General features: G+C 42.0%; 20 protein-coding genes. 12 read left to right on the forward strand and 8 right to left on the reverse strand.

What is annotated here, in order from left to right:
* Window positions 1-436: 436 nt before the first annotated feature.
* Window positions 437-697, forward strand: a complete 261-nt coding sequence (locus BM299_RS11475; RefSeq protein ID WP_207545171.1) for an AAA family ATPase — start codon at window positions 437-439, stop codon at window positions 695-697.
* Between the two features lie 400 nt (window positions 698-1,097).
* A complete protein-coding gene (gene pyrF, locus BM299_RS11480; protein WP_092484228.1) occupies window positions 1,098-1,826 on the forward strand; it encodes an orotidine-5'-phosphate decarboxylase in 729 nt (242 codons plus the stop codon).
* A 550-nt stretch (window positions 1,827-2,376) separates the two neighbouring features.
* Here pyrF and BM299_RS11485 read toward each other — a convergent pair.
* Window positions 2,377-2,673: a VUT family protein gene (locus tag BM299_RS11485; RefSeq protein WP_342741334.1), complete on the reverse strand. Its 297-nt coding sequence runs from the start codon at window positions 2,671-2,673 to the stop codon at window positions 2,377-2,379.
* Between BM299_RS11485 and BM299_RS19695 the strand changes: the two genes are divergently transcribed.
* Complete coding sequence (locus BM299_RS19695; RefSeq protein ID WP_131820638.1) at window positions 2,591-2,866, forward strand: hypothetical protein; 276 nt, start codon at window positions 2,591-2,593, stop codon at window positions 2,864-2,866. The genes BM299_RS11485 and BM299_RS19695 overlap by 83 nt on opposite strands.
* 99 nt (window positions 2,867-2,965) lie before the next feature.
* On the opposite strand, the gene splB is transcribed toward BM299_RS19695, so the two are convergent.
* Window positions 2,966-3,985, reverse strand: a complete 1,020-nt coding sequence (gene splB / locus BM299_RS11490) for a spore photoproduct lyase (RefSeq protein WP_092484233.1) — start codon at window positions 3,983-3,985, stop codon at window positions 2,966-2,968.
* 281 nt (window positions 3,986-4,266) lie between these two features.
* On the opposite strand from splB, the gene BM299_RS11495 reads away from it, so the two are divergent.
* A complete protein-coding gene (locus tag BM299_RS11495) occupies window positions 4,267-5,583 on the forward strand; it encodes a peptidoglycan DD-metalloendopeptidase family protein (protein WP_092484236.1) in 1,317 nt (438 codons plus the stop codon).
* Between the two features lie 81 nt (window positions 5,584-5,664).
* A complete protein-coding gene (locus BM299_RS11500) occupies window positions 5,665-6,114 on the forward strand; it encodes a four-helix bundle copper-binding protein (RefSeq protein ID WP_092484239.1) in 450 nt (149 codons plus the stop codon).
* Window positions 6,115-6,234: 120 nt separating this feature from the next.
* On the opposite strand, the gene BM299_RS11505 is transcribed toward BM299_RS11500, so the two are convergent.
* Window positions 6,235-6,753 carry a hypothetical protein gene (locus tag BM299_RS11505; RefSeq protein WP_092484242.1) on the reverse strand — a complete coding sequence of 173 codons (519 nt, stop codon included), beginning with the start codon at window positions 6,751-6,753 and terminating at the stop codon, window positions 6,235-6,237.
* Between the two features lie 363 nt (window positions 6,754-7,116).
* On the opposite strand from BM299_RS11505, the gene BM299_RS11510 reads away from it, so the two are divergent.
* The gene (locus BM299_RS11510; RefSeq protein WP_207545172.1) at window positions 7,117-7,572 is read left to right on the forward strand and encodes a methyltransferase family protein; all 456 of its coding nucleotides are present in this window, start codon (window positions 7,117-7,119) and stop codon (window positions 7,570-7,572) included.
* A gap of 111 nt (window positions 7,573-7,683) precedes the next feature.
* Here the strand turns inward: BM299_RS11510 and BM299_RS11515 are convergent, their stop codons facing one another.
* Complete coding sequence (locus tag BM299_RS11515; RefSeq protein WP_092484245.1) at window positions 7,684-8,373, reverse strand: PspA/IM30 family protein; 690 nt, start codon at window positions 8,371-8,373, stop codon at window positions 7,684-7,686.
* A gap of 409 nt (window positions 8,374-8,782) precedes the next feature.
* Here BM299_RS11515 and BM299_RS11520 point away from each other — a divergent pair, with 409 nt between their 5' ends.
* Complete coding sequence (locus BM299_RS11520) at window positions 8,783-9,112, forward strand: hypothetical protein (RefSeq protein ID WP_092484248.1); 330 nt, start codon at window positions 8,783-8,785, stop codon at window positions 9,110-9,112.
* 107 nt (window positions 9,113-9,219) lie between these two features.
* Here BM299_RS11520 and BM299_RS11525 read toward each other — a convergent pair whose 3' ends face one another.
* Both BM299_RS11525 and BM299_RS11530 read right to left on the reverse strand, forming a co-directional pair.
* Complete coding sequence (locus BM299_RS11525) at window positions 9,220-10,686, reverse strand: sensor histidine kinase (RefSeq protein WP_092484251.1); 1,467 nt, start codon at window positions 10,684-10,686, stop codon at window positions 9,220-9,222.
* A gap of 148 nt (window positions 10,687-10,834) precedes the next feature.
* On the reverse strand, window positions 10,835-10,999 hold the full coding sequence (locus tag BM299_RS11530; protein ID WP_092484254.1) for a DUF2933 domain-containing protein: 165 nt from the start codon (window positions 10,997-10,999) through the stop codon (window positions 10,835-10,837).
* 269 nt (window positions 11,000-11,268) lie between these two features.
* Between BM299_RS11530 and BM299_RS11535 the strand changes: the two genes are divergently transcribed.
* The gene (locus tag BM299_RS11535) at window positions 11,269-11,979 is read left to right on the forward strand and encodes a response regulator transcription factor (RefSeq protein WP_425429488.1); all 711 of its coding nucleotides are present in this window, start codon (window positions 11,269-11,271) and stop codon (window positions 11,977-11,979) included.
* A gap of 272 nt (window positions 11,980-12,251) precedes the next feature.
* On the opposite strand, the gene BM299_RS11545 is transcribed toward BM299_RS11535, so the two are convergent.
* Window positions 12,252-12,977, reverse strand: coding sequence for a CAP domain-containing protein (locus BM299_RS11545; RefSeq protein ID WP_245779745.1), 726 nt, complete (start codon window positions 12,975-12,977; stop codon window positions 12,252-12,254).
* A 1,050-nt stretch (window positions 12,978-14,027) separates the two neighbouring features.
* Here BM299_RS11545 and BM299_RS11555 point away from each other — a divergent pair.
* From BM299_RS11555 to BM299_RS11570, 4 genes are all read left to right on the forward strand, one after another.
* Window positions 14,028-14,723 carry a PspA/IM30 family protein gene (locus BM299_RS11555; RefSeq protein WP_092484265.1) on the forward strand — a complete coding sequence of 232 codons (696 nt, stop codon included), beginning with the start codon at window positions 14,028-14,030 and terminating at the stop codon, window positions 14,721-14,723.
* A gap of 284 nt (window positions 14,724-15,007) precedes the next feature.
* Window positions 15,008-15,271 carry a metal-sensitive transcriptional regulator gene (locus BM299_RS11560; RefSeq protein ID WP_281246371.1) on the forward strand — a complete coding sequence of 88 codons (264 nt, stop codon included), beginning with the start codon at window positions 15,008-15,010 and terminating at the stop codon, window positions 15,269-15,271.
* A 29-nt stretch (window positions 15,272-15,300) separates the two neighbouring features.
* Entirely contained in the window at window positions 15,301-17,724 is a 2,424-nt protein-coding gene (locus tag BM299_RS11565; RefSeq protein ID WP_281246372.1) for a heavy metal translocating P-type ATPase, read from the forward strand.
* Window positions 17,725-18,072: 348 nt separating this feature from the next.
* Window positions 18,073-18,486: a hypothetical protein gene (locus tag BM299_RS11570; protein ID WP_092484268.1), complete on the forward strand. Its 414-nt coding sequence runs from the start codon at window positions 18,073-18,075 to the stop codon at window positions 18,484-18,486.
* 271 nt (window positions 18,487-18,757) lie between these two features.
* On the opposite strand, the gene BM299_RS11575 is transcribed toward BM299_RS11570, so the two are convergent.
* Window positions 18,758-19,258 (reverse strand): transposase, encoded by a 501-nt coding sequence (locus BM299_RS11575; protein ID WP_092484271.1) that lies wholly within the window; start codon window positions 19,256-19,258, stop codon window positions 18,758-18,760.

Here is a 19,258-nt window from a genome sequence, read left to right on the forward strand (position 1 = left end):
TATCCCTCTGAGTTTATTGTGCTTTATGTAAAAATGTTTCAGCAGATATTTTCTGCCATTACACACCAATTCTTGTGTTTATATTCTTGGATAATAATTACTTTGGGATCCATTTAGCTTCCGATAAATGATATAATCTCGGGTTATAGGGGGGATTCCTTCAGCCATTTTGCAAACTGGCGAACCGGGGCCATGTATGAATAAATTGTGTTATTGGATTTTCCCTGGTTTTTTTAAGATACTGTTATGTTGCTCTATATAAGAGTTCATTTTTACTTCCGGCTTAACCGGGTTAGGTATGTAAACGTTAGATGATGTTTGAAATAATTTTTCCTACATAGGGAGTGTATTTATTTGTTTTTGCGTAGAGTAACTCTTTTGTAAAGAAAAAATCAAATATTTTAAAACTTACCCTTTCTCTATAGCAATAAAGGGAATGGACGAGTTGGATTTCGTTAGCGAAGTAACCTTTTTCGTAGGGGAAAATGGTTCTGGAAAGTCTACTTTACTTGAGGCAATTGCGTGCCAGTATGGTTTTAACACCGCAGGTGATGGGAGAAATAACGCATATGACGTTGATTCATCCCAAGCTGCATTGGGAGATTACATTCTCCTTTCTTGGCTGTCAAAAGTCACTCAAGGATTCTTTTTTAGGGCGGAAAGTTTTTATCATTTTGCATCTCATCTTGACCAATAGCCATGGACGATCCCACTTTCAATTATCAAGGTTGTGCTTAAAGTGGATGGGGTTTACCCTACAGTGGAAACAATCGGCAGCGGTTATCTCTGCGGGATCCGGTGGTTCGCTGCTGCAACCGGTTATGGCCCTCCCCTACCATTTGTACATTCTGTTCAGCCAACATTAACCTTTTTTTCTCTAAAGGATTTATACTTAAGGTAACTTCCGGTACACACCTCCTTCGGAGGAATGTCCCCAATTAATGTAGCAAGTAAAGATTTTCACAACCTGCCGTGTATCGTTCAGATTGCCAATTGTGGTATAATTACCAGTGTTGGTATACGATTCCGGTAACTGTAATTGGAACGTTCTTAAAAAGGTATCAAAATAACAAAATACGTGTTGGAGATGAACTGCTATGCCAAAGGAAAAATTAATCGTGGCTCTGGACGTGGACGACCGGAACCGGGCCATGGAACTGGTGAACAAACTGGCCGGGCACGTTGGTTTCTTTAAAGTGGGGATGGAACTTTTTTACGCCGAAGGACCCGGGATTATCCGGGATATCACGGAAAACGGCGCCAAAGTGTTCCTGGACCTGAAGCTGCACGACATTCCCAACACCGTGGGGCGTGCCGCCCGGGTACTGGCGCGCTACGGCGCCTCTATCATCAACGTGCACGCGGCTGGGGGCGGGGACATGATGCGGGCCGCCCGGGAATCCGTCGCGGATGAAGCCCAAAATAAAGGACTGCCCACGCCCATGGTGGTGGCGGTGACCGTACTGACCAGCATTAATCAGGCAGTATTCAGCCGGGAAATGGGCATGCCGGGCGAAATAGAGGACCGGGTACGGGCCTGGGCTCTGCTGGCCCGGGAATCCGGATTGGACGGAGTGGTCTGCTCGCCCCGGGAAATAGAACTGGTACGGGAAGCTTGCGGTCCTGGTTTTAAGATCATTACCCCGGGCATCAGGCCGGACGGCGCGAAACTGGGTGACCAGCGCCGGGTGATGACACCGGCTGAGGCGGTTCGTGCCGGAGCAAGTTACATTGTTATCGGTCGGCCTATAACAGGCGCACCTGACCCGGCGGCAGCCGCCAAGGCTATCCTGGAACAGATTAGCGGAGTTGCCGATAATGGATAAATTGGGTGCAAAATGACAGAAACGATAGTGGTCAGGGTTTTCGGCTGGTCAGGGTGAGCACACCGGGGGCTGCCGTGCAGCTGCCTCGACGCGGTGTCGCTGGATAGTGTAACCAAGCTCTTTGCTGCAAGACTGAAGGCAATGTATGAGATAAGGTGCAGGTGGAGTTTGTGGATCTGACCGGGGAAGTAGAAAATGAACGGTACACCGGTCTGTGGAAAATGGTGCAAGGGCAGATATTTGCTACCCATAACCATTATGGACGGTGATGTAATAAACTCGGCAAATAACCTGTCCAGTTCGCGCTTTGACGTTCGGAAAGTGGTTTTCACGACGCGAATCATGCTTTTTCACCTCCTTTTTCGCGTTTGGACACTTTCATTGTAGCACAAAATGTTAGCCATAAGAACAAGTGTTCTTGAGAAGTGGCTGGCATTCATCCCACGACTTGAAGAAGTCGGGGTCTTCTGCCGAGAGATGATAAAATGCAGCAACAAAAAAAGCCCTTTGGTAGAACAAGGGCATATGTCCATTGACACATATAAGACCATCAGTATGATTCCAGGTTTATGTCTTTAAACGAAAACTTGAAGGGATTAAAATTAGTGTCTATATCGTAGTAGTCAAAGGATTCTACTTTCTTTATATAGCCAACCGTGGCGTATGTCAGGTGAGTGGCTAAAATCTCAAAAGCTGTTTTGAAAATGTAATTTGATATGATCATGTATAATAGCAGGTTAAACGGCAGAAGGCCTGAAAACGCTATGACTACAAATATGACTGTGTCTACCCCCTGGCCCACTATTGTGGACCCGATGGTCCTGGCCGGGCTGAACCAGTATGGCACCAGGATGGGGACCTCGGACCCGACCGCTGCTGCAGTATATTACGAGCGCTTACTAGTACTACAGCGTAATTTAAAGGTTGGCGGAGCCATGGGGACGGTTCGAGCGTCCCCGAAGCGAAGGGCCGAAGGGAAGACGATGGAACCGTCCCCATGGCGTAGCGGGCATAACGAAATAAGCAATATTACGCTATAGTGCTAGAAGCGGAGGACACCCTCGAAGCCAGGTCGGACCCTGGCCGAGGTTCACTTCAATGCCGGCAGGGATGACCGGGCAGAGACTTTGTACCGTTCCCTAAACCAGATACTCCACCCGGGCCTCGGGAAAATGCCGGTTTAGCTCCCCGCGGAAGAAATCATTAATCTCTTCCAATGTTTCCTTGGGATAAATGTACTTTCCGTAGCCGAACTGCCCGTATTTAAACTTGCGTTTTGATTCTTCCATGGGCAGGGTGGTGTCCGGGAACACTTCCAGGATGCGCTTTTTAGCGGACTGGGTGAACCGGTGGGATATCAGCTCAAAGGTAAGGTCTTCCAGATCGGTGGACTTTAACTCCTCCGCCAGGGATCGAATAAGCGAGGCGTAGTCTTCTTTCCATCCCGGGTAAACAAAAATCGGGGCGATTAAAAATCCCATCGGGTAGCCTGCCGCCGCCACTCGCCGGGCGGCGCTTACCCGCGCTTTGGCCGCCGGGGTGCCCTGCTCATAGGATTTGATGATATGGTCCGCGTTGATGCTGAAGCGGAAGCGGGTGTGCCCGTTATGTTTAACATCGAGCAAGGTGTCGATGTCGGTGAACTTGGTGACAAAACGAAACCGGCCCAGGGGCTGCCGGCCGAAAAAGGCTACAGCCCGGGCCAGGGAGCCGGTATAGGGCTCCACGGGCACGGGATCGGAGGTGGCTGCCCCTTCAAAAACGGTTATTTCCGGGGCCCGTTTTTTTATGTATTCTTCCGCCTGTTGCAGGATTTCTTCAACATTGACGTATATCCGGACGTAAGGCTTTTTGCCCAGGGTGGTGTTCAGGTAACAGTACTGGCACTGGCCGGTGCAGCTGGTGGCTAGGGGTAGTTGATAATGGGCAGAGGGCTTGCAAGAAGAAAACTGCAGGGTACGCCGCACCCCCACCACCAGGGTGCGCTTGGCTTCCAGATAGGCCTCACGGAAGGTTTTGCCGGGAATGCCTGTAACCCGGTTATGGCTGCCGATCATGGATACCGGCACTTTTTCCAGTTTAAACTTTTGATATAGTTGCCTGCCCAGAGGGTAATCCAGTGCTTCCTGTTCAAAAAAGACCCGCTTGGGATTAAACAATAAAGATCACCTCGGCATTAGTATGTTAAAAGCGGGCCGGTTTATTACTGCAAGCTGGCAGCAGGTAAAAAAAAAAGCGTTTAAATCGTTCAGGCTCAAATATTAATAAAATATTAAAATTATGTACCTTTTTTCGATTATCAGCTTAATTGTTACATTTTATTTAAATTACCGCAATATAATTGCAAATATTTTTCATTATTATAGTTACTGTAAACCCCACGTAATAGCGTGGGGTTTGGAGTTTTGGTAAAGTCTATCAAAAAAAACAGGAGGAATAGATGAAAAACAGGTTAATTACAGCATTTTTAGTGAGCTTTTCTTTGTTGATAATAATTATTATTAGCTGGTTGATTTATGCCGGCCCCTACAAAAAAATATACATGGTAACTATCGATGATAATTTTATAGGATATGTCCAAAGTAAGGATATAGTAAATAAAAAAATAGAAACTATAAAGCTGAAACTTTTGGCAAACGAATTTCAAGAAGTGGCAACAAAAGAAAAGGTTAACCTTGTCCCGGTTAGGAAATATGGTCAAAAATATCTAACAAATAATGAACTAACTGATGCTTTGGAAAAAAATCTGACTTTCATTGCCAAAGGAATATCAGTAGATATAAACGACAAGAGCACAGTTATTGTTAAAGACAGGTCCGAGGCAGATTTTATTTTAGATGTCATAAAAAATGAATACACAGGAACCAATACAGAAAAAATATATTTTCTGGAAAGAGTTAGTTATTCCAGTGGTAAGTTTCCCGTTAATAGTTTTTATGATAAACAAAGAGCTGTAAATTACTTTCTTAATAAACAGAAATTGACCACGTATAAGGTCCAACCCGGGGAAACCCTCTGGGATATTGCAGCAAAAAATAATTTGGCAGAAAAAGACCTTTTAGAAGCCAACCCAACACTAACACCTGAACTGCTGCAGATTGACCAGGAAATATTTTTGCCCCGGAAAAGTATGTTAACGGTTGTAACAACTGAATTAGAAACCGACCAAGAAGAAATACCTTTCAAAACGAAGGTTACCTGGAACGATTCAATACCTTATGGCCAATCGAAAGTAATGCAGAACGGTATTGCTGGGTCTAAACGGGTTGTTTACAGAAAAATATTACATAACGGTAAAGAAGTCGACAAAGTTAAGCTTTCAGAAGAAATCATAAAACAACCTGCAACCAAAATTATTCAAAGGGGCGCACAAAGAGCAGCGGTTTCGCGCAGCGGGCGTTTTCTATGGCCCACAAAGGGTTATGTTTCATCCCGCTTAGGACAGCGTTGGGGAAAGATGCATGAAGGAATAGATATCGCTGCATCCTACGGCCAAGTTGTTAAAGCGGTTACCGACGGGAAAGTGATTTTTTCTGGTTGGAAAAGCGGCTATGGCCTGGCTATAGATATCAAACATCCCAACGGACTTGTGACAAGATACGCACATCTTTCGCAAAAAAGTGTTTCCACCGGGCAACAGGTAAAGCAGGGACAAGTTATTGGTCAAGTAGGGACTACAGGAAAGGTAACAGGGCCAAACCTGCATTTTGAAGTGCGGAAATACGGTAAGGCTGTGGACCCGTTGCAATTCCTATGATAGTTTATTTTTAAAAATGATACAGGAGCATTTTCTATAAATTAACATATTATGTAAATAAAAGCAGGGGAGGTGTATATAATGGCTGAAAGTTATGCTTATTACCCGATTACCCAATATAGCAATGTATTAAGAATTGTTCAAGAATGTGAAGCAGTATGCGAGAATACGTTCACTGCGGTGCTGGGAAGGCAAGATGTCTCTTCAAGGGTGACACAACTTCAATTATTACGTGATTGCGCAGACATTTGTACTTTAACTGCAAAATATATTGCTCGCTGCAGTATGTTTGCAAGGTCGCTCGCTGCTTTATGTGCACAAGTTTGTGAAGTTTGCGGAAACCATTGTTTGAGAATGCCTGACCCGGTATCACAACATTGTGGCCGCATTTGCATGGATTGTGCAAGAGAATGTCGGGCTTATGCAGGGCAAGCTTCATATCCGACTCCAGGATACCAGGGGCCTGGATATAGCTATTCTGAATTTCCTGGTGTTTATTCCCAGTCGGAAAAGGAAAATGAAAACAAATAAATCCAAAATTCTAATAGTATTGTACCATTCATGTAACGTTATAAAAAAAAGATAGCCCGGCGGTTATCGCCGGGCTATCTTTTTTACTGGCTATTAGATGAGATTTTAATTTAATCTGGGTTAGCGGCGCATGCCTCCCATTGCGCTGCTGCCGGATTTGGAATTATTTTTGTGTACTTCATTCATTTGATCAACCATGTCATTATGTGTCTCAACCATTTGTTTCTGCATGCTGTCGTGTACTTCATTCATTTCTTCTACGTCAATGTTGCCGTTTTGATGAACATCCTGCATTTGTTTTTCCAAATCAGGGTCATTAACCATTTGAGGGCCCATTACAAAAGTGTTGGAATCAGTGTCTTCATCGTCAGCAGTTGTTTCTTCTTCAGTGGTAGCTTCATTATCGGTAGTCGCCTCGTTATCGGCAGTTGCCTCATCATCAGCAGTTGCCTTTTCGTCAGTTGCTGCTTCATCCTGGGCCGGAGTCGTATCATTTACATCCTGCATAATAGCGTTCATTTCATCCACGGTCATTTGAGCACCGTTGATAGTCGCTGCGTTTGCTATGCCAACCAGTGCAACTCCCAAAACCACTACAAACAATGTCAGCATTAATTTGCTTTTTGCGTTCCTTATCATCGCATTTCCTCCTTAATTATTAAGTTAATTTTATTTATGCGGCGCCTTACCGGTGGCCACCTTCTTTTGCCGCCTTCAATCAGTCTTTCGCTATGGTTATATTTTTTTGGTGGGTAGTTTTAAAATTTTTTATAAAAAAACAAATAAATAACCAAATATTATATAAGCCAAATCTTAAACGTTAACAATCATTTTTGATTGCTTTAAACCTGCAGTAACTGTTTTTGAAAAGTATACATTTTGTGACTAAAACGTAATATTTACCTTGTATCATTATTGCATGGAGAGTTTTAAAGGACATGATAAAAAGTTTTTCACCGAAATGTATGGTTTTCCGCTTACGATTTATTTTTTTCCGGATGGTTGGGCTCAAATTACCCGGAATTAAACTTTTTTACTCACGATGCAGGCCACTTATGGTATACTCTTTTTGGTTTTAAGGGTGACCCTCATACCGCACCTCCCCATTTGTTAAGCAATGTGCTTGTTTTTATAGGAATGTACATGATTTTCAGTGCCTGGAAAGCACTTCATAATGCACAAAAGAACCATACTATGGTAACCACCGGGTTATATGCCCATGTGCGCCATCCGCAATATGTTGCGTTTATTATGATTATGTTTGCATTTTTGCTGCAATGGCCAACTTTATTAACAATCCTTATGTTTCCTGTATTGGTATTTATGTACGTACGACTTGCTCGCCAAGAAGAGCTTGATTCCATTGCCGTATTTGGTGAACAATACATTTGGTACGCTGAAGAAACACCCGCTTTTATTCCGAGAATCAAACGAATGAAAAAAGTTGAGCATTCGTAATGCCCCTACCCCCAAATAGTTTATTTTTGTTGGGGGTAACAGAACAAAATTACAGCCCCCTTGCATGAGGGGGCTGTTCAGTTGATATTGCAAGCTCCTGCCACTTCTATTTTATAAACTTTCCTTAAGTTTTTTCAGTTCATCTTTAGCTTTAAAAGCTATCTCAGCTTTTAACAGTTCTCTATCAGCTTTATCCTCATTAACTTTATCTGCAAATATATTTATTTCTACAAGCTCCTCAATCGCTGTAGTTTTAGCTTTTAACTCTAATGTTTTCTCCTTGACCCTTTCCATGGCGGTGCCTATGTCTGTAAAATCCTTGGACAAACCGGTTACAGCTTCATCAATTTTGACTTGAGTCTTAGCTGCTGCATATTGTGCTTTAATAATCTCTTTTTGAGCCCTTAAAAATTCCAAGTTATTGGTTAATTTGGCTTCTGTAGCTATTAACTGTTCTTTTTCCGCATCAAGTTCTTCAATTTTGAGCTTTATTTCCTCAATTTGCCCTAATAGTTCGTGCTTTCTCAGTAATAATGATTCTGCTAAATCTTCCTTACCTAATTCGACTAATCGATGCGCTTTTTGTTCAAATTCTTTTACCGATACATTAAGGCGATAAATTTGAATTTCCAGTCTTTTTTTTGAAGTTAAAACGGATACGATGCTTCTTTTAATCAATATTAAAAGATCGCTTTGTTTTTTAAAGGAATATTCCAATGTTTCCATTGGATCCTCCAAACGATCCATTATTTTGGAAAACCGCATTTTAAAAAAGTTTGATAACTTGCTGGATGTGCTCATAACATTTGCTCCTTCAGAGATTATTGATGGTGTGCATTATGGTCAAAAATATAAGAGAATCCGTTACTTTGTTGTGTATTCTCTTCTTGTTGAGGAATATTTTGTTTGTAATTGTTATAAGTAAAATTATTGTTCTGATTAATAAAATAAGTTTTTAAAAAAGCTATTAATATAAATATAATGATTAAAAGGACTAACCAATGTACTAACTTTTTTATAATTACTACCTCCCTCGTGCATTAATTTTTTATTTATTTATATCATTTTACTTTTTCGATTTGTTTAAGATTATTTATCGATTTTTTTAAAATGTATAAGATAAAAAATTAAAAAAAACTTATTTTTTATGTAAATATTTTGCAATAAATATGCCTTAAAATCAGTATAGACAGCAAAAGGAGGTTATGCATTGGCAGGTTTACTAGTGAAATTCAGGGAAAGCAGTGTCGGTCAGGGTACAAGCGGTGGTCTTCTAGCCGGGTTATGCTGCATATTGCATGCGGTTGCATTAGCCATAGGTTTTAGTGCCGGAGCAACACTTTTTGGGCAATGGATGGTCGAGTATCGTTTATATTTTCTGGCAGCGGGGATGTTTTTTATGGGGTGGACATTTATGCGTAGCATAAAAAAACATAACCTTAGCACTAAAAGGGCCATCATCACCCATCTTGCCATTATGCTAGGTACGTTCACCATTGTTTTCACGCTTTTAAATATCTACCTGATCCTTGTATCATAAGAACAGGCGCGATAAAAAAAGGCACTGGCGAAAAAGGGGACTGGCTTTTTTTTCTCTTTTTGAAAAAATTGCCTGTCCTTTTTTTTGCCTGTCCCCTTTTTGTTTTTTTACTTTCGCTGGTTATTTGGGATGGAGATAGTAAAAGTAGTTCCTCTTCCTACCCGGGATTGAACATTTATCATGCCTCCGTGAGCTTCAACGATACCTTTAACGATTGCCAATCCCAGCCCTGTGCCGTTACTGGCATCATGTCTGTTTGTGCTTCTTTTCCGGGATTTGTCCGTTTTATAAAATCGTTCAAATATAAATGGTAATTCTTCCTTTGGTATGCCCGGACCGGTATCGCTTACCGAAATATGCAAACAGCCTGCTCCCGAACCGGCCGTAACCATTATTACATCCCCGGGAGCAGAGACATTAATTGCGTTAGCTATCAGATTGATTAATACCTGTTCCAATCGGTCGGCATTACCCATGATAGGCTCGAGATTAGCAGCAAAACTGGTTTTAATTTGTATTTTATTTTTCTTAACAGATGGCTCAAATTTTTTAACTACCTTTTCAACTGTTGTCTTAATATCTACAAAATCCTTTGTAAAGTCATGTTGTCCCGACTCTAAACGTTTTAGGTCCAGCAGGTCCAAAACAAGGCGATTAAGGCGCTTTAATTCATCTTGGATGTTATTTAAATAAAAATTTTGTTCTTGGGGATCATCTGCTATTCCATCTACCAGCGCTTCCGTGTAACCCTGCATGATTGTGAGAGGCGTACGCAATTCATGGGCAACATTGGCCACAAATTCGCGTCGTGTGCTGTCTATCTTTTCCAGCGCGGTTATCTTTTCTTCCAGTTTTAAAGCCAAAGTGTTTAAAGAATTCGCCAATAAACCTACTTCATCATTGGATATTTTATGCACCCGACGCCTGTAATCTCCATGTGCCATTGCCTGCGCTACTTTATTCATTTCCAGCAACGGGTTGGAAAAACGCCGTGATAGTAAAAAGCTTAATATGGTTGCAATAAATATACCTTCCAGCCCCACATTTAAAGTGACCTGCTTCAGGTCGTTTATCCGATTGCTTATAGGAGCGACCGGGGCATGGAGCATTATTATTTTTTCTACTTTGTCACCCGACATAACAGGTACACCGGCTGATATTACTTCCAAATCTAAAATCTTACCCGGACCCAGGTGTACAATGGGCTTTCCCGCAAATAAACTTTTTACTTCACTATCAACAAGCGGGTCATGGTGAATCAGTTTTGGATCATTTCCGGAGTAATTATCATGAAGATTTTGGCATTGTTCCAGAAATTCTTCTTTATCCATAAGCATAATAACTGCATTTAAGACTTTCGCAGAAGTGCGAAGTATTTGTTCCTGTTGTTCTTTGCTCTGTTCCTTTTCCAGCAAAGCTGAAATCCTATAACCTTCCCTTACAAGTTCATCACCTTGCTGCTGAAAATACCTTCTGGTTTGAATATTTGTATGGACAAACCAAGCCAATGTCAGGACCAGCAGTACCAGTGCTATCATATAAAGCCAAAGTTTAAAAACAATACTGTTGCGCAAATTATTTACCCCCGCAATAAAATAATAATTTTTAAAAGGGAAACAATGGCCGGAAATTTAATTAAAACTAATAAACCCCGTTTTATAACAAAGCGGGGTTTATCCAATGGGGGAGACTATATAGGTTGGGAAGGAGGTTAATTTATAATTAATGCTTAACTGTTTGAGAATCTTGGGTTTTTTCTTGGTCAATTTTACTATCATGTTTATTATCTTGTTTTCCGTGACAAGATTGATTCCCATGACCTCGCATCATGAAAATATGCATGAGTGGACATAGTAAAAGTATTAACCATGGAATATACTGTTCCATATAGCTACCTCCTTGTAAATGAATAATAACAAAATTTTTTTTCAAAAAATCCACCTTATTTTAAACTTTTTGTTACATTAACAAGTCAGTTCTCAAAAAAAGCCAGGTAAAATTAAATTTTATAATTGTAACAAAAATGAAACAGATTTTTTTAAGAATCGCAATATAAATGTTTTATATTAGATACAATCTAAGTTATTGTTACTTTGAGTGGTTTAGAGGTATTTTCCGGCAAAATCCTTATATCACTTAAGCAAAGGATGGTTAAAGTGAAAAAAGAAACCATACTAATTGCAGATGATGAAGAAAAGATTCGCCAAATTGTTAAAAAGTATCTCGAAAAAGAAGGTTTTTCAGTATTAGAATGTGTTGATGGGCTTGAGGCAATTCAAGCTTTTACCAAACACGCCCCTGATTTAGTAATTTTAGACATTATGATGCCGGGCGCTGATGGGTGGGAGGTCTGTCGCGAATTGCGAAAAACTTCAAAAGTACCCATTATCATGTTGACTGCAAGAGAGGACGAAGTAGACAGGGTACTTGGACTTGAGATGGGAGCAGATGATTATGTCGTTAAACCATTTTCCCCCAGGGAACTTATGGCGAGAGTAAAAGCTGTATTACGTCGTCTTAATGATCGTAATTTAGGTGAAAAAGAAAATATTTTAAGTTTTGAAGGGTTAACTATTAATCTTGATGCCAGAAAGGTAACTATTAATGATAAAGAGATAATTCTTACACCTAAAGAATTTGATATTCTGTATTTTCTGGCAAAGTCATCGGGAAAAGCTTATAGTCGAGATCATATTCTCTTATCTGTATGGGGTGATGATTATTTTGGAGATACCAGAACAGTTGATACACATATTAACCGTTTAAGAGAGAAACTTGCCAAAGCTAATAATAAAATTAATTATATTAATACAGTTTGGGGCGTTGGGTATAAATTTGAACCTGTAGTCAAAAATGATTTGGGTTGATATGTGATTATTGTTTTTTAAAAAGGTTTCTCATCAGAGAAACCTTTTGTTTTCCCAATGCTCTATCATAAATCAGATGTTTGACTGGGGAAAACAGTGGGCCAGACAAGCTCAACAAAACGGCACTATTACCGAGGAGCAGGCCAACGCATGGCAGGATCATTTTAAATACATGAATGACTTTCATCGGTTTTTATTTTAAAAACCACAATAAAAAAAGGTAAGCAAAGGTTGATTTGATTTCACCTTGCTTACCTTGAGTCAAGAAATATTTAACCTATAAACAGTTGAACAAACATTTTGCCATATGGCCCTCCATCAACAATACCAATTCCTACTTCTTTAAAATTGGGGTTCAGAATGTTAGCCCGGTGACCGTCTGAATTCATAAGGGCATTGTGAGCTACGTCAACACTGTATGCCCCGGCAAGGTTTTCACCAGCGTAATAATATTTAATCCCTGCAGAATTAATCATATCAAAAGGTGACCCGTATGTTGGGGAAGTATGGCCGAAATAACCCAGATCGATCATGTCTTGGGCTTTTAGACGCGCCAATCGGACCAGTTCCAGGTTTGATTTTAATGGCGCCAAGCCTACCTGCTGTCTTTCCTGGTTCACGAGATTAAGCATTTTTTGCTCGTCTGTGCTCAGGCCGGTTGGGGCCGGGGAAGGCGCCGGTTCCGGTTTCGGTTCCACGGGTTGAGGTTGCGGAGTTGGTGTTATGGGGTCACTGGCATTTGTATTATCAGGATTGTATTTACTTGTTGTGCCTGCATATTTAATAATTATTTCGTCTGGATTTAAGTTATATTTATCTATCAGTTGTTCAATAAAGCTATATAGCACTTCCTGACTCACGTTGCCGGATACGCTAATTGTTAGAGTTGTTCCTGCTGATGCCGGTGATGCGGGTATAGCACTGAAAAACAGTCCTGTCACTAACAAAAAAATTGCCAGAAAGGATAATAATTTACTGCCCAACCTAAAAGATGTCAATATTAATTCCTCCTTGTTGTTTTGGGATTTTTAAAACTGATGCTATTGAGCCTTGGTTAAGGTTACTATGCCTTGGATACACCTCCTTTTCTGTAAGATATTCGCAATATTAGTCTTTTTTTGGGGGGGTATCTAACAAAATAAAAAATTTTTATGAGCCGGGCCCGTGTTTTATTAGGTGCCGGTTTCTCCATTTTATTCATAAACTTTGCCGGCTCTAAACCCCACGTTAATCTAAAATTCATATTCGGGGCTAAAGACTATGTTTTGGAGTATCTATTTTTTGCATCTAGACAAAAACGTTAAACTTTAGTCATATTTACCTAAAAGTTTTATTGTATAGTTAATAAACAAAGAAGCTGCTTACTTGGTACACGTTATTGGAGTAAATTGTCAACAAAATAAGAATTAAACCGGGTGGTGATAGCGAGCAGAAAATTTTTAGCGATTTTATGTTTTATTAATAGGCGGTTCGTAACAGCTACCGACATGCCAACAACTATTGATTCCTTACCTGGGGAAGGAAAAGGGATGACCCGAAAGATAAAGCGGCTCTTTGGCCGGCTGGACGGAAAGGTTTCTGTCCATAACGGGCTGACCCGTTTTAAGTAGGAATCCTTTTACTCCGTCTGGCATGATCTAAAGCAACTCGCTTTATCAAGTAGGTGACCCCGTTAGCCGGAGTGCGGAAATAACCGGCAGGCTGTATCTAACAGATCACGGGAGGCGTCCGGCCACTCAAAGAACTTGAGTGCCGGATAGCTTAACAGTCATGGTAAGATTATTTTTCGCCCGCAAACTAACGGATGCAGAGGAATTAGCGGACCACGGTGAGTGCCGGGCCATTAGTCCGTGTCTTGCGCCTGTTAAGCGCCATTCTCCCGTCCGGGTGAAACTCCCGGAGCCGAGGTCTCCCTGTCGCAAAGCCTGCTGCCTCAAAGTAGGCAAAACAAATCACGAAAGGAGCGAAAGCCTGGTCATGGGGAGGCCGAGTTTGCAAAATCTAACTATTGTTAGGTCTTATAAACTTTTTTGAACCAGGGACTTGGAATGGGCGTACTTTCACGTGTATCTTCACTGGTAAACACTAAAATAAATAAATTATTGGATCGAGTAGAAAAACCTGAAGAAATTTTGGAATACTCGTATCAAAAACAGCTGGAACAATTGCGTAAGGTAAGACGTGGCCTGGCAGACATTGGAGCTTCTAAAAAAATGTTGGAATTTCAGTTAATTAAACTTAAAGAAAAAATGCTCGAACTGGAAAAACAGGCCAAAAAGGCGTTATCCATGGGAAGGGATGATCTGGCTGCTATTGCTTTGGAAAGGAAGATGGAAATCCAAAAGCAGGTAGAACAACTCAACGACCAAATCAGTGAGCTCGAAAAAGAACAGGAAAAACTGGCAACTGCCAAGGTGCAGCTCTCAGTTAAAGTGGAATCTTTCCGCACGCAAAAGGAAGTTATAAAGGCCCAGTATTCTGCGGCTGAAGCTCAGGTTAAAATTAGTGAAGCTGTCTCAGGAATTTCCGAGGATGCGGATGATCTGGGACTGGCCCTGGAACGGGCCAAGGATAAGACAAAGAGCTTAAGGGCCAGGGCTGCTGCTATTGGACAACTGACGGACCTCGGGATACTGGAAGATCATTTGGATAATACTCATATAAATAGCGAGTTAGATGAGATTTCTAAAAAACAGAGTGTTCAGGAGGAATTGAAAAGACTAAAAAAAGAATTACAAAATTAAAAAATCAAACGAAAAATAAGTAACTGTTTTATAAGTTAAAAAGCAAATCATAATGCCTTAGAGGGTCGTATGGTTTGCTTTTTTTATAATAAACTTAAAATAAATTAAAAGCATGAAAAGTTTTTAATGTTTCGTTGTATGTATAGGTTTTATAAGGGTTAATATGGAAGCCGATATAAAATAGTAATAGTAATACCTTATTGACAAAAACAAAATGCCGGTATAAAATATGCTTAAAATACAATACCCCCCTATGGTATATAAAAAGAGGAGGACTGGATTTTTTGCAGGGAGATAAGAAAGAATTAATGTCCAGGCTTAAAAGAATTGAGGGGCAGATTCGGGGAATACAGAAAATGATTGAAGAAGATCGTTACTGTATCGATGTTTTGTACCAGGTCAGCGCCAGCCGGGCGGCTTTAAAAAAGATTGGATTGTTAATGATCAGAAACCATACCCGGGTATGTGTGTCTAATGCTATTAAGCAGGAGCATGGTGAAGAAGCAATCGCCGAGTTGATGCAGTTGCTGGACAAGTTTATGGACTAATATTTTTCAACAAGTGGAGGTGCTGCTGGGTGAAAACCGAAACTGAAATTGAAAAAATTGAATTTAAAGTAACGGGTATGTCCTGTGCCGCCTGTGCGGCCAGGGTGGAGAAAAAGCTGGCCGGTACGGATGGTGTTCAAAGCGCGACAGTTAACTTTGCCACCGGTACGGCTGCCGTTAAACACGACCCCGCTCGGATTGGTCCGGACCGTCTGGCTGAAATCGTAGAACAGCTTGGTTACGGCGTATTGAAGGAAAAAGCTGAATTGAGAATAACCGGTATGACATGCGCCGCCTGCGCGGCCAGGGTGGAAAAAAGGTTAAATTCTCTGCCGGGGGTACAGGGTATTGTGAACATAGCTACGGAAAAGGCCGTAGTGGAGTTTAGTCCTGCTACTACCGATCTAAGGCAAATAATGCAAGCTGTCACGGACATTGGCTATGGGGCGGAGGAAATTAATGCCGGTGGAATGGATGCAGAGAAAGAGGCGCGGGAGCGGGAAATTCGCTGGTTTAGGAATATGTTCTTGTTTTCAGCCGTACTGTCGCTGCCGCTGCTGCTTTACATGTTTGGCATGTTGTTCAGGTTAACAAACTTGCCGCAAATTATTTATAATCCTTATTTTCAGCTTGTGCTGGCAACTCCCATTCAGTTCGTTGCGGGATGGCACTTTTACCGGGACGCTTATCACGTACTGAAAAACAAGGGGGCCAATATGTCGGTACTGGTGGCTCTTGGCACCACTGCCGCCTACGCTTATAGTGTAGCAGTGGCCTTTTTCGGCAATTATATCGGCACCGAGGAAGTATACTTTGAAACCAGTGCTCTGATCATTACACTAATATTGCTCGGGCGTTTCCTGGAGGCGGTAGCCAAGGGCAAAACATCTGAAGCCATAAAAAAATTAATGGGCTTGCAGGCTAAGACCGCCAGAGTTATACGGGACAGTCAGGAAATGGAAATACCCGTTGACCAGGTTATGGTTGGAGACGTTATCATTGTTAGGCCCGGCGAAAAAATTCCTGTCGATGGGGTACTGCTCGAAGGTTACTCCAGTATTGACGAATCCATGCTCACCGGTGAAAGCCTACCGGTGGATAAAAAAGTCGGAGATACGGTAATTGGTGCCACAATCAATAAGTTGGGAACTTTTAAGTTTAAGGCCACCAAGGTGGGTAGGGATACCGCACTGGCTCAAATTATCCGCATTGTTGAGGATGCACAGGGCTCCAAGGCTCCCATTCAACGCCTGGCAGATGTTATTTCCGGTTATTTTGTACCTGTGGTGGTGGCTATTGCCCTGATCACCTTTGGCTTGTGGTACTTTATAGGCGACCCCGGCAACTTTACCTGGGCGCTGATCAACTTTACCGCTGTGCTGGTGATTGCCTGTCCATGTGCCCTCGGTCTGGCTACACCCACCTCGATCATGGTGGGTACCGGCCGGGGTGCCGAGAATGGTATTTTGATCAAGGGGGGCGAATACCTGGAGCGGGCCCAAAAAATTAACGCTATTGTGCTTGATAAAACCGGCACCATTACCCGCGGCGAGCCGACCCTTACCGATCTGGTGGTACTGGACTCCTCGGCGGGCAGTGAACGGGATTTATTAGTCCTGGCTGCCGGGGCGGAAAAAGGGTCGGAACACCCCCTGGCCCGGGCTGTAGTACAAAAAGCTGAAGAGGAGGGTCTGAAGCCGGCGGATCCGGAGCAATTTGCAGCTATCCCGGGACACGGGGTGCGGGCCAAGATGCAAGGCCGCGAATTGCTGCTGGGAACCCGTAAATTAATGGAAGAAAACGGTGTGCAATGGGACATCCATGAGAGTAAAATTGAAGAATTGGAGCGGCACGGCAAGACCGTGATGATTATGGCCCTGGATGGCCGGGCAGCGGCCTTGCTCGGTGTGGCCGATACTGTTAAGGAAACCTCGGCAGAAGCAGTGCAAGCCCTGCAGCAAATGGGTATTGAAGTCTGGATGATTACCGGTGACAACAGGCGCACGGCAGAAGCTATTGCAGCCCAGGTGAGCATAAACAATGTACTGGCCGAGATATTACCCGAGGATAAAGCAAATGAAGTACAAAAATTGCAGCGATCCGGCAAAGTCGTGGGTATGGTTGGTGACGGTATAAACGACGCTCCGGCCCTGGCTACGGCAGATGTAGGCTTTGCTGTGGGTACCGGCACTGATGTGGCCATTGAAGCGGCGGATATCACACTGATGAGCGGAGATCTCAGGGGTGTTGTAAACAGTATCAGGCTGAGCAGGGCTACTATGCGCAACATCAAACAAAACTTGTTCTGGGCACTGATCTATAATACGGTAGGCATACCGGTGGCCGCACTGGGCTTTTTAAGTCCCGTATTTGCCGGAGCCGCCATGGCTTTCAGTTCAGTTTCCGTGGTATCCAATGCTTTACGGTTGAAGCGAGTTAAATTCCAGCAGTAATAATAGTTCAATCAATTTCATAAAAGATTTATTGGATAAGTAAGAACTATTTGTACAGGGGGGGTGAAATGATGCTGAGAAGGCAATACATGCTTCGTCCTGTAGCGCATTGTAAAGGCGGTTGCCGAAGTTAGTCCCGGGCATGACGCAAAACTGCCTCTACGCAGAGGAGGAAGGAATGCTTATACCCTTCCTCCTTAATTATTTATCTTTTATAAATTTGGTTTTAAAATGGGGGTTGCTCCGGTCAATCTTAAAATTTTTATTTTAACCCTCCCAAAATCATTATCAATCTACGAACAACTAACCACAAAACAAAAAACCATTTAAAACTTAGGAGGGTTAAAATTGATAACCAAAAAAATTGTTACCGGAATTTCAGTTACAGTGCTGGGGATAGCCCTGATGGGAGTAGCAAATGCTGCTCCTTTACAAAACACCAAGGACTATAAAATGCCGCAGTCTCAAATGCAGATCCAGGATTCGGCCGGTAAGTCGGGTGATCAGGGTGCTTTGCAGTTTGAAATGTCGGGGAAATACATGAACAAGTACACCGGTGCAGTTGAAAACCAGGATAAAAACAAAAATGATTCTGTAACCGCCAAACAATACGGGCAGTTTAACATGGGCCCTCAAATGGATTATAAAACCATGCAGCAAAATCATGAAACGATGGTACAATATATGAATGGCGCGGGTATGATGGGCGGCAGTCGCGGTAGTATGGGAAGCGGTATGGGTTCCGGCAGTATGGGCATGTAATTTAAAATAACACGTTAGGCTTGCGTTTGGTTTAACGCAAGCCTTTTTAATAAGTTTAAATTTATTTAAAATGTTATACTTTTGCACAATATCCTTAAATTTATTATTTTAAAATACTATTAAGCAAAATATCGAGGAGGTTGCAATGAGTATAAGCAAGCGTATAAGAGTTTCTACCGGAACCATAGCCTTTATTGACATTGATAACGGTTTAGTGGGATTAACTGACGCTTCAGGCCATGTAACAAATTATAATATCTTACCGGCAGATTTATATGATACCGATGGAAATCGCATATTCATTGATGAATTGCGGCCGGGAGACCATATAATGATAAACGAAACGGGGTATCTGATGATTATGAGGGTACTGAAAACGGCTTAAAGATAATAGGCCGGCGATAAGAAATAAGATCTGGTAAAAGCGCTCGACCCCTACTTTGGTCCTAAAGTCGCTCATGCTGTTATGTGAGGGTATACGTTGTGAACCGTCTGCAGAAATAAAATTCCGGTAACTTTGGTTTTGAGGCTCTTTCAATTTACGCTCTAAATCACGGTAAGAGGTAATTTCGCTTTTGGCAAAATACAAGTAATGAGCCCGGAACATAGTTACCGGGTTGTGTGGATTGCGTCCGCCTTGCCTGTATAACGGTAAAACCAAATCATAAATAATTGAATCATCCACAATATCAATATAGTCAATGAGTTCTCTATCAAAGCCAAGTGTGTTATAATAACTCATGGGAAAAAGGTCCAATTGAACTGTTGCCAT

Origin of the sequence: Desulfoscipio geothermicus DSM 3669, assembly GCF_900115975.1 — a bacterium.
In the GTDB taxonomy this organism is placed as follows: Bacteria; Bacillota; Desulfotomaculia; order Desulfotomaculales; family Desulfallaceae; genus Desulfoscipio; species Desulfoscipio geothermicus.

Excerpts from the sequence above, each read along its gene's own strand:
- BM299_RS11505 (WP_092484242.1), bottom strand. The coding sequence starts at position 6,753 with ATGATAAGGAACGCAAAAAGCAAATTAATGCTGACATTGTTTGTAGTG.
- BM299_RS11495 (WP_092484236.1), top strand. The coding sequence starts at position 4,267 with ATGAAAAACAGGTTAATTACAGCATTTTTAGTGAGCTTTTCTTTGTTG.
- BM299_RS11500 (WP_092484239.1), top strand. The coding sequence starts at position 5,665 with ATGGCTGAAAGTTATGCTTATTACCCGATTACCCAATATAGCAATGTA.
- BM299_RS11555 (WP_092484265.1), top strand. The coding sequence starts at position 14,028 with ATGGGCGTACTTTCACGTGTATCTTCACTGGTAAACACTAAAATAAAT.
- BM299_RS11475 (WP_207545171.1), top strand. The coding sequence starts at position 437 with ATGGACGAGTTGGATTTCGTTAGCGAAGTAACCTTTTTCGTAGGGGAA.
- BM299_RS11575 (WP_092484271.1), bottom strand. The coding sequence starts at position 19,258 with ATGGCAACAGTTCAATTGGACCTTTTTCCCATGAGTTATTATAACACA.
- BM299_RS19695 (WP_131820638.1), top strand. The coding sequence starts at position 2,591 with ATGACTACAAATATGACTGTGTCTACCCCCTGGCCCACTATTGTGGAC.
- BM299_RS11530 (WP_092484254.1), bottom strand. The coding sequence starts at position 10,999 with ATGGAACAGTATATTCCATGGTTAATACTTTTACTATGTCCACTCATG.
- pyrF (WP_092484228.1), top strand. The coding sequence starts at position 1,098 with ATGCCAAAGGAAAAATTAATCGTGGCTCTGGACGTGGACGACCGGAAC.
- BM299_RS11515 (WP_092484245.1), bottom strand. The coding sequence starts at position 8,373 with ATGAGCACATCCAGCAAGTTATCAAACTTTTTTAAAATGCGGTTTTCC.